Source organism: Thiocapsa sp., assembly GCF_018399035.1.
Lineage (GTDB): Bacteria > Pseudomonadota > Gammaproteobacteria > Chromatiales > Chromatiaceae > Thiocapsa.
Genome location: NZ_CP073760.1, coordinates 2399919 through 2413250, shown reverse-complemented (window position 1 = coordinate 2413250; position 13332 = coordinate 2399919). Strand labels below are relative to the sequence as shown.

The window sequence follows — 13332 nt, the reverse complement described above, 5'->3', positions numbered from 1 at the left end:
TCAGGGTTATCCAGACCTCCGGAGAACCTCATCGGCTTGAGCCTCGATCAAGGTCTTTGCACGCGCAAGCCCGGGCATCGCGGCACAGGTGTCGGTGAACGCTTTGCGAGCAATGACGAGCCCAAGTTCTCGGCCGTGACGACCGCGCCTGTCGGCTCGCAGACAGAGGACGGCGACTCTCGGCCTGACGTTGGAACACGCCGGAAGTTGCGGGGCCCCGCCGTCTTGTCCATTCCCGATCCAAACCTGCCGCCCGACACATCGAAGAATTTGACTACTCCGATCCCCATCGGCTCCTCGGTCGCCATCAGGGTCGCACCCCGCTGCTGGAGCGTCGCCACGATGTCCTGCAGATCCTTGATGCTGCGCGCCAGGCGGTCGATGCGGGTGATCACGCGGGTGTCGCCAAGCCTCTAGCCACCCCGAACAGCCGCTAACCATCACGACAGGCCCGGCGGTTACTGCTAATCTTCCTCTCAAGGGTCTGCGGCAGACAGCCGCCTCAAGTAGGCACCCGCGATGATGGATCGTCACTGACCGGCTCGGGCCCTCGCGGTCGGCACGCATCGGCTCCTGCTCGCAAACGCCTGCGCCCGGGCCGACCCGCGAGTCAAGCTCTGTGGATGGTGACGAGAGGGGTCAATGCACCCATGGCGGTAAATCATCGGAAGCTCGCGCCGGCACCGCGCGAGGAGAGTCCCGGCCTGGTGCCGGAGACGCCCGAAGCGCTCCCGGAGCGCTTCCCCGTCGTCGGTATCGGCGCCTCGGCCGGGGGGCTGGCGGCCTTTGAAGCCTTCTTCTCCGGGATGCCCGCCGACACCGATCCGGACATGGCCTTCGTGTTGGTGCAGCATCTGGCCCCGGATCACAAGAGCATCCTCAGCGACCTCATCCGCCGCTATACCCGGATGCGGGTGTCCGAGGTCGAGGACGGGATGCTGGTGCGGCCCAACTGCGCCTACATCATCCCGCCCAATCGCGACATGGCCTTTCTCAACGGCGCGCTGCACCTCCTGGAACCCGTCGCCCCGCGCGGTCAGCGCCTGCCGATCGATTTCTTTTTTCGCTCGCTCGCCCAGGACCAGCACGCGCGCGCCATCGGGATCGTGCTCTCGGGCACCGGCAGCGACGGCACCCCGGGCGTGCGGGCGATCAAGGGCGAGGGCGGCATGGTCATGGCCCAGAGCCCCGAATCCACCGAGTACGACGGGATGCCGCGCAGCGCCATCGCCACCGGACTGGTGGACTACGAGCTGCCGCCGGCCGAGATGCCCGCCCAGCTGATCGCCTACGCGGTCCACGCCTTCGGCCACCCGCCCCGGTCGGGCGCGGTCCCGCCGCCCCGGAGCGACAATGGTCTGCGTAAGATCTTCGTCCTGCTGCGCGCCCAGACCGGCCACGACTTCTCGCAGTACAAACCGAGCACCATCCAGCGCCGCATCGAACGGCGCATGGCCGTCCATCAGATCGCCACCATCGACGACTATGCGCAGTATCTGCGGCAGATGCCCGCCGAGTCGGACACGCTCTTTCGCGATCTGCTGATCGGCGTCACCAGTTTTTTCCGTGACCCCGCCGCCTTCGGGGCGCTTGAGGAAGCGGTGATCCCCGGACTCTTTGCCGGCAAGTCGGCGGAGGTCGCGATCCGCATCTGGTCGGCGGGCTGCTCCACCGGCGAGGAGGCCTATTCGCTCGCCATCCTGCTCGCCGAACGTCAGGAGACGCTGAAGCGGCGCTTCAAGGTACAGGTCTTCGCCACCGACCTCGACGCCCGGGCGATTGCCGCCGCGCGCGTCGGGCTCTATCCGGCCAGCATCGCCGCCGACCTCTCGGCGGAGCGCCTCGCGCGCTTTTTCACCGCCGAGCCCGGCGGCGACGCCTATCGCATCCACAAAGGCATCCGCGACCTGCTGGTCTTTTCCGAACACAGCCTGATCAAGGATCCGCCCTTCTCCAAGCTCGACCTCATCAGTTGTCGCAACCTGCTCATCTATCTCGGCGGGGAGGTGCAGAAACGGCTGATACCGCTCTTTCACTACGCCCTGAATCCAGGCGGTTTTCTCTTTTTGGGCACGTCCGAGACGGTGGGCGAGTATCCCGATCTGTTCGAGGTGCTGGACCGTAAGCTGAAGCTCTATCGCCGCCGGGACGATGGCTACGCCGCGCGGCGACTGCCCCTGGAGCGGTTCGTGCCGCCCCTGAGCGCGCGTGATCCGGCGCCCCCCGGGGCGGCCGGAACCACGGCCTTCTCGATCAAACTGCCGTTGCGCGAGCTGACCGAACAGACCCTGCTGCACGAGGTTGTCCCGTGCGCCGCGCTGGTCAACGCGCGGGGCGACATCCTCTATCTGCACGGGCGCACCGGTCTCTATCTGGAGCCCACCCCCGGCGAAACCGGCGTCAGCAATCTGCTCAAAATGGCGCGCGAAGGGCTGCGGCCCGACCTCACCACCGCCCTGCGCCAGGCGGCGGTAAACCGGGAAAACGTGCGCCGCGCGGGGGTGCGCGTGAAAACCAACGGCGCTTTCACCCGCGTCAACCTGCGCGTCTGTCCGGTGACGCCGGACCCCACAACGAAGTCCGAGACGCCGCTGTACCTGGTCGTTCTGGAGCCGGCGCAACCCTGCGAGGGTGAACCGGCAGGACCCGCGCATGCCGCCGCCGACGGGGCGGACGCTTCCGGCACGGACACGGACGCGCGGATTGTCGCGCTCAAGGAGGAACTGCGGTCCAAGGAAGAGTACCTCCAGACCTCCAACGAGGAGCTGGAGACCATCAACGAGGAGCTGAAATCCTCGAACGAGGAAATGCAGTCGGTCAACGAGGAATTGCAGTCCACCAACGAGGAGCTGGAGACCTCCAAGGAAGAGCTGCAATCGGTCAACGAGGAGCTGGCCACGGTCAACGCCGAGCTGCAAACCAAGGTGGCCGACCTGTCGCGCACCAACAACGACATGAATAATTTGCTGGCCGGCACCGGCATCGGCACCGTCTTTGTCGATCATCGACTGCGCATCCTGCGCTTCACCCCCGACGCGACCCAGATCATCAACCTGATCCTGAGCGATATCGGTCGGCCGGTGGGCCACATCCTCTCCAATCTGGTGGGCTACGATCGTCTGGTGGCGGATACGCAAGCGGTGCTGGATACCCTGATCCCGAAGGAACAGGATGTCCAGACCACGGCGGGCGTCTGGTACCGGATGCGCATCCATCCCTACCGCACGCTCGACAACGTGATCGAGGGCGCGGTGCTCACCTTCGTCGATCTCACCGAGATCGTGCAGGCGCGCGAGGCGTTGCGGCGGTCCGAGGATCTGCTGCGACTGGCCGTGGTGGTGCGCGACGCGCACGACGCCATCACCGTGCAGGATCTGGAGGGCCGCATCCTGGCCTGGAACCCCGGCGCGGAGCGGCTGTTTGGCTGGAGCGAGGCCGAGGCGCTGCGGATGAACGTCCGCGACCGCATCCCCGAGGGGCTGCGCGAGGAGGCCCTGACCAGGGTCCGCCAACTGAGTCAGGCAGAGGTTCCGGAGCCGTTTCTGACCCAGCGGACGACGAAAGAGGGGAGGCTCTTGGAGGTCTGGCTGACCGCGTCCGCCTTGATGAACGAGGAGGGGAAGATGTACGCGATCGCCACCACCGAACGGGCGAACCGATCCGGAAGCGAGACATGACGAGCCGGGATCCTCGATCCGAGCACGACACCCCGGAGTCGGACGCGGCGCGGGCGCTGCGCCGGCAGGCCGAGGCGCGCATCGGGAACGACGCGACGCGCTCGTCGACGGATCTCGCCGCGCTCACGCCCGCAGAGATCCAGCGCACGCTCCACGAACTGCGGGTGCATCAACTCGAGCTGACGATGCAGAACGAGGAGCTGCGTCGGGCACAGGCGGCGATCGACGCCGCACGGGCGCGCTATTTCGACCTCTACGAGCTGGCGCCGGTGGGCTATTGCACGCTCTCCGAGACGGGACTGATCCTGGAGGCCAACCTGACCGCGGCGTCGCTGTTGGAGACGCCGAAAAGCGCGCTGATCAAGCAGCCGCTCTCCCGCTTCATCGTCAAGGACGATCAGGACCTGTATTACCTGCATCGGAAACGTCTCTTCGAGACGGGCGAACCCCAGGATTGCGACCTGCGGCCGGTCAGGCCGGATGGCGCACGCGTCTGGATGCATCTGACGGCGACCGTCGCTCGGGCGGACGACGGCGCGCCGGTCTGTCGGGTGGTGATCAGCAACATCACCGCGCGCAAGGCCATGGAAGCGGCACGGGAAGAGGCGCTGAATCGGCTCCGGAAGATTGCCAGCCGGGTGCCGGGGATGGTCTATCAGTATCGTTTGCGCCCCGACGGCAGCTCCTGCTTTCCCTTTATGAGCGACGCGATCCGCGACATCCTTGATCTCGATCCGGAGGATGTTCGCGAGGATGCCTCGCAGGTCTTCGACGTGATCCACCCCGATGATGTCGCCGGTGTCGTCGCGTCCATCAAGACCTCGGCTCAAGCCCTAACCCCCTGGCAGGCCGAGTTTCGGGTGCGCTTCGCCGACGGTACGCTGCGCTGGCTGTTCGCCAACGCGCTACCCGAGCGCGAACCCGACGGTGCGGTGATCTGGCACGGTTTCACCACGGATATCACCGAGCGCAAGCAGGACGAGCAAGCGCTCCAGCTCGCCGCCGGCGTCTTCAGCCATGCCAATGAAGGCATCATGATCACCGCTGACGATGGCGCCATTCTCGATGTCAATGCGGCATTTACCGAGATCACCGGGTATCGCCGCGACGAGGTGCTGGGCTGTAACCCACGCCTCCTCGGCTCGGGCCGGCAGGATCAGGCGTTCTACGCGGCGCTCTGGCGCACGCTGCTCGACACCGGCCACTGGAGCGGTGAGCTCTGGAACCGACGCCGGAACGGCGACTTGTACGCCGTGCGGGAAAACATCAGCGCGATGTGCGACGCCCAGGGCAACACCCATCACTATGTCGCCCTGTTCTCCGATATCACCGCGCTCAAGGAGCACGAACGCCGGCTTGAACACCTTGCCCAGTTCGACGCGCTGACCGCGCTGCCCAACCGCGTGCTGCTGGCCGACCGCCTGCATCAGTCGATGGCGCAGACCCAGCGGCGGGGACAACGGCTGGCGGTGGGCTATCTCGACCTGGACGGCTTCAAAACCATCAACGACCGGCATGGACACGCGGTGGGTGACCAGGTGCTGGTGGCCGTGGCGAAGCGGATGCAGTCGGTCCTGCGCGAGGGCGACACGCTCGCCCGGCTGGGTGGCGACGAGTTCGCCGTGGTGCTGATCGATCTCGCCGACCCCGAGGTCAGTGTGCCGCTGCTCGAGCGCCTGCTCGCCGCCACGGCCGAGCCGGTGCGGATCGGGGATCTCCTGGTGCAGGTCTCGGCCAGCCTCGGCGTCACCTTCTACCCGCAGGCGGGTGCGGTCGATGGGGATCTCCTGCTGCGTCAGGCCGATCAGGCCATGTATCAGGCCAAGCAGTCCGGCAAAAATCGCTTTTACCTCTTCGACACGGAACTGGACCAGTGCATCCGAGGCCGTCACGAGCACCTGGAGCAGATCCGCCACGCCTTGGCCGCGCGTGAGTTCGTGCTCGATTACCAGCCCAAGGTCAATCTGCGCACCGGGACGGTCATCGGCGCCGAGGCGCTGATCCGCTGGCGGCACCCGCAACGCGGTCTGCTGGCCCCGGCGCTCTTCCTGCCGACGACCGAAAACCACCCGCTGGCGGTCGAGCTCGGCGAGTGGGTCATCGAGACCGCCCTCGCCCAGATCGACGCCTGGCAGGCGCTCGGCCTGGCGCTTCCGGTGAGCGTCAATGTCGGCGCCTTTCAGTTACAGCAGGTGGATTTCGTCGCACGCTTGCGCGCCATCCTGGGGGAGCACCCGGGGGTCGCGCCGTCCTGTCTCTGTCTGGAGATCCTCGAAACCAGCGCGATCGATGATCTGGTCGGGACCTCCCGGGTGATCGATGCCTGCCGCGAGCTCGGGGTGGGTGTCGCGCTGGATGATTTCGGCACGGGCTATTCCTCGCTGACCTATCTGAAACGTCTGGCGGTCACCCAACTGAAGATCGATAAAAGCTTTGTGTGCGGGATGCTGAACGACCCGGAGGATCTGGCGATCGTCGAGAGCGTCTTGAGTCTGGCGGGCACCTTCAATCGTCAGGTGATCGCCGAGGGGGTCGAAACCCTGGAGCACGGGGAGATGCTGCTGCGTTTCGGCTGCGACCTGGCTCAGGGCTTCGGCATCGCACGTCCCATGCCGGCCCATGAGCTGCCCGGTTGGCTGGCCGCCTGGCAGATCCCTGCCGGTTGGGCCGAGCTGCCGGCCCCGCGCCGCGAGCATCTCCCCTTGCTCTATGCCGGCGTCGAACACCGCGCCTGGATTGCCGCCATCGAAGCGCATCTCAAGAGCGAGCAGGGCGTGCCGCCGCTCCCGCAGCTGGATGTCCGCCAATGCCGTTTTGCGGCCTGGTTACGGGCCGAAGTCGCGTCGGGTTATGGCGCGGAGCCCGGCTTCCAGCGCATCGATGCCGTGCACCGGCAGGTGCATGGGGTGGTGAGCGAGCTGCTGGAGCTGCGGGCGCGCGGTCGACATCCGGAGGCGCTCGCCAGACTGGGAGAGCTCCATGACCTGAGGGACAGCTTGTTGGATGCACTGAAGGAGTGGGTGCGGGAACGGGGTCGGCCGACCGCGATGATCGGTGAGGCGCGGTTGAGCGACTTGTACGGCCATCTCGGACAAGCGAGGTGATGTCCTGACCGAAACTCAGTCTCTCGTTCTGGACGCGGTTTGATGCAGATAAAAAGACAACCGGGGACGGGAATGATGAATAGCAGCTCCATTGGCGGGATCGATGCTCCGGTATCTGGCTATCGCGACCTCACCTGCTGGTCTCGGGGTTCACGCGGGTGATCAATCGCCGACCGTCGCGGCCTTGGCAGGGCCGAACAACTCGGCGTAGCGCGCCTCGCTCCACGGCATTCCCCAGCGCCCCGGTTCCTTCAGGTACCGGTGATAGCAACGCTCGCCATCGAAGAGCATCAGCGGTGCTTCCTCGTCTCTCACCACCAGCGCGGTGCCGTTCTCAGTCCAACGCACCGCCAAGCCGCCGAGTGTCCTAGAGGCGCCATCCCCATCGTTGAAGGCCGTCTCGGCGATGGCTTCCACACCGACCAACGCCAGGTCAGACGCCGGTCCTCGCGGCAGACGGAAGGCGTCGGCAAGGGCCGCCGGCGGATGGGTCCGTTGCTGGAAACGCCCTGGTGTATCGGTCCGATTGTAGAGCCAACAGGCCGCCTTGAGCGGCGTGTCAGGCCCGTTGTAGTGCTCTGCAGACACGGGCCCTTGGGCGTCGGGGGTTTGCTTGGCGGGCTGGATCTCCAACGCGGGGTCGCCGGGGACTTGGTTGATCCGAAAGACGGATGCCCTCGGATCCGCGGGGACGAGCAGCCAACCGGACATGCCGTCGTCGAAGAGATACGGTTGCAGGGCCGGGATGGCTTGGTCCAGGAACGTCGGCGACGGTGGGTCATCGATCGGCTTGGCCTCCTCCGGGCCTGGCTCCTGCCAGTCCTCGTGACAGGCGGCGGGTTTAATGCCCGATAGCTCTACCAGCTTATCCAACCACACGGCGGCAGTGCCCACGTCGACGCGGAGCACCTTCAGCGTCCGATCAACCTGCACACAGCCGCAACTCCCATAGCGCTCGGGCTCAATTTCCGAAGTCTCATCCTCCTCGTCGACGATGGTGAGCACGCCGCCAGCATAGGCGTAGCGAAGCGCATTGTCGGTGCAGTAACAGCCAAGTCCAACAGTGGTGGAGCAGACGACGACTTGGGAAGCGACGTAGAGCGGATCCTGTACCGCCCCCGGACGGCGGAAGACCCAATCGCGAGGGTCGGTGAATCCGGGGGCATCATGCCCTTCCATCGCGATCACGTAGAGATCGGGCGGTCCGCTCAGGCGGCGAACCGAGAGGCTGAAGGGGTCTGGGCCGCATTCCGTGTAGAGATCAGTCAGCAGACCCTCGACCCCGGTGATCGCCACCCGCTCCTCGCCGGCAATCTCCAGGACGGCCTCCCGGATGTGAATCGAAAAGGCCGGGGCACTGCCCTGCCGCAACACGGGCAGCGGTTGCAGCGAAAAAGGCCATACCAGACCCCCGACTTCCGCGCGCCACTCCCCCGCGATGCGGCCCTCGGCGTCAAGCTGGCCGGTGAAGCGGCCGATGATCGTCCCCGTCTCATCCCCACGCTCCAACAGCCGCACCTGATCCCCTTGGCTCCCGTCATCCTCGATGTGGCGCGCCGGAAAGCCGAAGCGATTCGTGACCGCGTCATACTGGCCCGTGTCGTCCAGGCCGTACCAGGCGGTCGGGGCATCAGGCCATCGACCCTGTCGGATCAGCAGGGTGATGGGGCGATCGCCGATGGCTCCGGCATAGGCCCCGAAACAGCCGTCCCCGAGCAGACGCGGGAGCAGTCCCTCCGCCGACGAACTGCCACAAGCAAGCAGAACAGCGAGGCAGAGAAATCCGGCAGTCGGCGTCGGCATGGATACCTCTTCCCAAGTTCAGGCGTTTGGTTAGCGGACCCTAACCCGACTTGCTCGGGGAACGAGGTCACCTGTCATCGGAATCCCGGAAGGCGCGCATACCCCATCCGACGGATCTTGCGGTCAGCGCCCGCAGTCGTTTAGCCTTCCGCCTGGCTTCACGGCGCCGGAACCCTGGAGTGAGTGATTTCGCGACCTAGTGGATGGCCTTGTGGTTTCCCTTGTCAACGGTTGGAGCAATGTATCCACCTAATGCCCTCAGGCTCTGTGTTGTGGCCATAGCCAACGCCGTGCTGGTCGTCCCCATCGTGCTTCCGGCGCGCCGGTCATGGCCCCGGTGAGCATGACGAGTCCCCGGCCGGGGGCAGGCGCTGCGAAGGTCCAGCACTCGGACCTTGCCCTTATCGGGGTCGTCGCCGTCCACGCGGCGGCATTCGTGGCCTTCGGGCTGGCTGTGGGGCCGCTCGATACGCTGCTCCCTGGCCTCGGGGCCATTTTGACCGCCCGCGACACGCTGATCACGGACTATCTGGGGGTCGGCGGATTGGGGCCGGCCTTCCTGAACGCCGGGCTCCTGACCCTGCTCGCCTGCCTCTGCTTCCTGGTGACCAGGGCCAGAGTCAGCGGCGCCACCCTGGCCAGTCTCTTCCTGCTGCTGGGGTTTGGGCTGTTCGGCAAGAACCTGCTCAACTGCTGGCCCATCGTGGCAGGCGCCCTCCTCTACGCTCGCCTGCGCGGAGAGCCGTTGGGCGACCATCTCACCGCCGCCTTCTTCGCCTGCGCCCTTGCCCCGGTCTTCTCCGAGGTCCTGTTCAGCACCAGCCTGCACTGGACCCAGTCCCTGCCGCTGGCCCTGATCATCGGCCTCACGGTCGGCTTCTGCCTGCCCCCGGTGGCAGCCCAGCTCTTCAAGGTCCACCAGGGATTCAATCTCTACAACATGGGGTTCGCCGCTGGGATGCTGGGGACGGTGCTGGTGGCGCTCTTCGTCTCATTTGGACTGGCCCCCGAGCCCGTGATCGTCTGGACCGGAGGTAACGACGTGCTGCTCGGTACGGCGCTCGCCCTGCTCTTCGTCGGGCAGATCCTGGCCGGGTTAGTCCTGGACCGCAGGGCGTTCTCGGGGCTCAAGGCCATCCTGGGCGAGAGCGGCCAGTCGCCATCGGATTTTCTCGCCCGGGCTGGGCTCGGCGCGGTGCTGGTGAACATGGGGCTGTGCGGCCTGATGGGACTCGGGTACCTGCTGCTGATCGGCGGGGACCTCAATGGACCCACCATCGCCGGCATCTTCACCATCGTTGGATTCGCCGCCTTCGGCAAGCATCCGCGGAACATCTGGCCCCCCATGCTGGGGATCTGGCTCGCGTCGCTCCTGAAACCACTGGACGCGATGGACCCGGGCTTTCTGCTCGCCGCGCTCTTCGGCACCACCTTGGCCCCCATCGCCGGCCGCTTCGGCTGGCACTGGGGCATCGCGGCGGGCTTCCTGCACTCATCGGTCGCCCTGACCAGCTCTGTCTCCCACGGGGGCCTGAACCTCTACAACAACGGCTTCGCGGCCGGCATGGTGGCGGCGGTGCTGGTCCCGGTCATACTCGCCTTCCAACCCGGGCCTGTCTCTGGAACAGCGCCGGCGCCCGGCCAAGGACGCTCGCCGGACTGATCGCGTGCCGGTTCGCGGCCATCGCCCGCGCCGGGGATACCAGGGACAGATCAAGATTTCTGAGCCATATCGGCAGATTGAGCAGATCAGTGTCGGCCAGCTCTTTCCGTGGTCGCCCTGGCGTGACCGGCCAAATGCGCCCCGACCACAGTCGCGATCTGTTTTTGAAACCGTTGATTGGTTAACTGCGCTGATCCTTCGCGGGATCGGCCTCAACCGCCCCGCCATCGACGCCCTGGCGTAACGCTACGATCAAGCCCGCGCTCACGGTGCGTGACGGATACTTCGAGCATTGTGACGTATGCTAGCCACCCGCCGAGGCGCCCGCCCGCGGAGCCCCATCATGCCGAACTCCTCACCATGCATCGTCACTCGTCGACATTACGCATACACCGCCCCCTCATCCTGCTGCTGTTCATCGGGAGCCTGTGGGCCTTGGTCTGGACCCTGACCTCGGCGTTGGTGCCGTCGCTCGCACGCGAGGCACTTCCGACCTTGCAGGCCCGCTTGGAGCCGATCGGCATCGGGCTGGGCGATGTCGCCTTCTCGGGCCTACGGATCTCGCCGTGGCTGAACGGCCTCGTGTTGAGCGATCTGGAGGCTCGGCTCGATCTGAACCCACGGGATCGGATTCAGCTGCGCTCGCAGCTCGACATTGCGACACTCGAGGTGCGACTGACCCACCCGTTCAGCCTGCGCGGCGCCGTTCAGGCCACCGGCTTGGAGGTTCGCCTCGTTCCGTCGGATCGCCCACGGCAGTTGCCGTTCGACCGCTTTTCCAACGTCCGCTTGGCGATCGGCGATCTTCCGCTGGGCGACCCGCGACAGGCCGCGAAGACGATCCGCGGGACGCTGAAGGCGCTGTTCTTGGAGAATCACGCGATCGGCGAGGTCGCGTTCAGCGGCGAGGTCATCCTCGACATCGACGGTGTCGCCCGGGTCGCCAACCTCTACACCGAGCGCGCGGGAGAGACCTTCAAGCTGCGGTTCCGGGAAGAGGACATCCGGGCGATCTCGCAGGCCAAGGGCCTGGATTTGGTCCCCGAGCAGATCGAGATCGTCTCGCTCTACCCGCTGCGGGCGCCCGTGATCCTGATGCTGACCGATCGGGCGCGCGCGCTCGCGACACGGTACGCACCGGATGACGTCTGGCTCAAGGATGCGATGCGCCATGTGATCTGGAGCTTCCTGCTGACCCGCACCTTCGGGTCGGTCTTCGCAACCAGGGTCACCGATGCCCAAGAGCTGCGGCCGGGCAATACCCCGGACGAGCGGGCCATGGACTACCACAACAATGCCATCGGTCGGCGCTTCGTCGCCGAGAACGTCCCGCTCGCCGCCCTGCCGCGTCGCGTCCGAAAAGACCCGGACGTCATCCGCCACCCGGATGAGGTCGAGCACTTCGGCGCGGATCGCCTGCTGCGTTGAGCGAAGATGCGGAAGGACTGTCCAAGGCATGGCCGTCATGGCCGATACCTTGGTAAGCGACGGGCGGGGTTGGGCAGTTGGTGCACTGGTCGAAAAATGCCCGGCGCGGCCTCGCCTCAATGCGTGCCGAGCCGCTTGGTTTTCACCAGATCCCCTCGATAGTCGACGAAGTCCATCATGTGAGCGCCGAGTCGTGCGGCAGAGTCCTGCGGCGTCGGCGTGTCGTGGGGATCGACCTCGCGGTCGTGGGCCAGGTCCGGCTCGACCATCTCCACCCGCGCGCCGCTGTTGTCGGGCATGTGACCTGGTCTACACGATCCGAACAAAGGTCACGTTGAACTCTTTGCACTGGCGGTGTTGCTGCAGCCGGTTGCTGAAGCTGAAGGCGTCGTTCAGCTCGAAGCGCTGAAAGACGTCGAGGCCGCGGCTGAGGACGATCTTCCAGCCGTGATCCGTGGTGATGTCGCGATCATGCTTGGTGCCGCTGGTGTCGAACGCCCAGGTGAACTGGATGCCGATGGCGGCGCAGGCGTCGGTGATCTTCCGGAGATTCTCGCACTGCCGATCGCCGTTGTTCTCGTCCTCGACGGTCACGACGTGCACGGCGACCTCGTCTTCCATGGCCTTGCGTTTGCTGATGGTTTCCAGCAGCTCCATAAGGTTGCGCAACTGATGGAAGACGCGCAGGTAGGGGTCGGTGATGATGATGCGCGATGCGCCCGCGAGATAGGGGCCGAAGAGCGCGTCGAAGGTCATCCCACGCTGGTTCTCCTGGAAGGCGATGTGCTGCTCCTTCAGCGCCGGCTCGACTCCAGCCGAACTGCTCGGGTTCGGGCTCGAGTTCGGGCTCGGGCCGGACTGATCTCGTGGCGCAAAGCCCGACTCGGCGCCGGCCGACGTGCCGGTCTCCGGCGCTCCCTCTGTTGTCAGTGCGCGGTGATAGGCGTTGGGATACTCCTCCTCCTCCAGCGTGCGCACCAGCCGCTCGTTACCGTCCTGGCCGCAATAGGCGAAGCGCACGGGCGGATAGGTGGAGTCGATTCGGAGCAGCTGATCCTTGACCCGTTTGCGCCCCTCGACGGCGCAGCGCAGCACCTCTTCAATCTCGGCCTCGGTGGCTTCGCCATGGGGAAAGAGGATCTTCATCAGGCCGGAGAAGGTCTTGTTGATGCCGTCGCGATCACGGGTCGAGAGGTCGGCGGAGAGGCTGAACAGTCCCTGGTACCTGTCGGAGAAGTCGTGGCTGCGCATGGATTTGAGGATCTCGGCCAGGTAGTCCACGACGAAGCCATAGCCATCGGAAAACATCTCGCCACGGATCACGTCCACCTCCCAGCCGGGTATATAGCCATGAATCCGGTCCAGGAAGGCTGAATCGTGAAACTTCTCGGGAAGCGGGTCGAACAGGTCGGAGTGTTTGAGCATGTAGGGCACGGTATGGTCGACGTACGGCAAAACCCTGAATGGCCCGTCGCGTGACCGCGTCCAGGCGATTGCCGCGTTCATCGCCCAACGCGAAGCGGATGAAACCCTTGTCTCGCCTGGGCCATCGGTCCTCGGCGAGCCGTAGGAACGGCGCGACCGCGACCGCTGACTCAAGACCGCAGTGTTTGGATGCCGCAGTGTAGCCGCGGCGCGCGACGAACGGCACCCGGGC

The 13332-nt window shown here is 65.8% G+C and carries 8 protein-coding genes; 4 read left to right on the top strand and 4 right to left on the bottom strand.

Translation table 11 applies throughout. The features are described 5' to 3' along the window. Nucleotides 1-47 precede the first annotated feature (47 nt). The gene (locus KFB96_RS27540) at nucleotides 48-395 is read right to left on the bottom strand and encodes a recombinase family protein (protein WP_213461293.1); all 348 of its coding nucleotides are present in this window, start codon (nucleotides 393-395) and stop codon (nucleotides 48-50) included. A 255-nt stretch (nucleotides 396-650) separates the two neighbouring features. Between KFB96_RS27540 and KFB96_RS10965 the strand changes: the two genes are divergently transcribed. Both KFB96_RS10965 and KFB96_RS10960 read left to right on the top strand, forming a co-directional pair. Next, nucleotides 651-3677: a chemotaxis protein CheB gene (locus tag KFB96_RS10965; RefSeq protein WP_213465243.1), complete on the top strand. Its 3027-nt coding sequence runs from the start codon at nucleotides 651-653 to the stop codon at nucleotides 3675-3677. After that, nucleotides 3674-6781, top strand: coding sequence for an EAL domain-containing protein (locus KFB96_RS10960; RefSeq protein ID WP_300971573.1), 3108 nt, complete (start codon nucleotides 3674-3676; stop codon nucleotides 6779-6781). The genes KFB96_RS10965 and KFB96_RS10960 overlap by 4 nt, the downstream gene beginning before the upstream one ends. A gap of 162 nt (nucleotides 6782-6943) precedes the next feature. Here KFB96_RS10960 and KFB96_RS10955 read toward each other — a convergent pair whose 3' ends face one another. Continuing rightward, a complete protein-coding gene (locus tag KFB96_RS10955; RefSeq protein ID WP_213461643.1) occupies nucleotides 6944-8584 on the bottom strand; it encodes a hypothetical protein in 1641 nt (546 codons plus the stop codon). Nucleotides 8585-8927: 343 nt separating this feature from the next. Here KFB96_RS10955 and KFB96_RS10950 point away from each other — a divergent pair, with 343 nt between their 5' ends. Next, a complete protein-coding gene (locus tag KFB96_RS10950) occupies nucleotides 8928-10247 on the top strand; it encodes a DUF1576 domain-containing protein (RefSeq protein ID WP_300971572.1) in 1320 nt (439 codons plus the stop codon). A 360-nt stretch (nucleotides 10248-10607) separates the two neighbouring features. Next, complete coding sequence (locus tag KFB96_RS10945; RefSeq protein ID WP_213461645.1) at nucleotides 10608-11675, top strand: hypothetical protein; 1068 nt, start codon at nucleotides 10608-10610, stop codon at nucleotides 11673-11675. A gap of 116 nt (nucleotides 11676-11791) precedes the next feature. Here KFB96_RS10945 and KFB96_RS10940 read toward each other — a convergent pair whose 3' ends face one another. Beyond that, nucleotides 11792-11974, bottom strand: a complete 183-nt coding sequence (locus tag KFB96_RS10940) for a hypothetical protein (RefSeq protein ID WP_213461646.1) — start codon at nucleotides 11972-11974, stop codon at nucleotides 11792-11794. A gap of 10 nt (nucleotides 11975-11984) precedes the next feature. Continuing rightward, the gene (locus KFB96_RS10935) at nucleotides 11985-13181 is read right to left on the bottom strand and encodes a BREX system Lon protease-like protein BrxL (protein WP_213465241.1); all 1197 of its coding nucleotides are present in this window, start codon (nucleotides 13179-13181) and stop codon (nucleotides 11985-11987) included. Nucleotides 13182-13332: the final 151 nt, after the last annotated feature.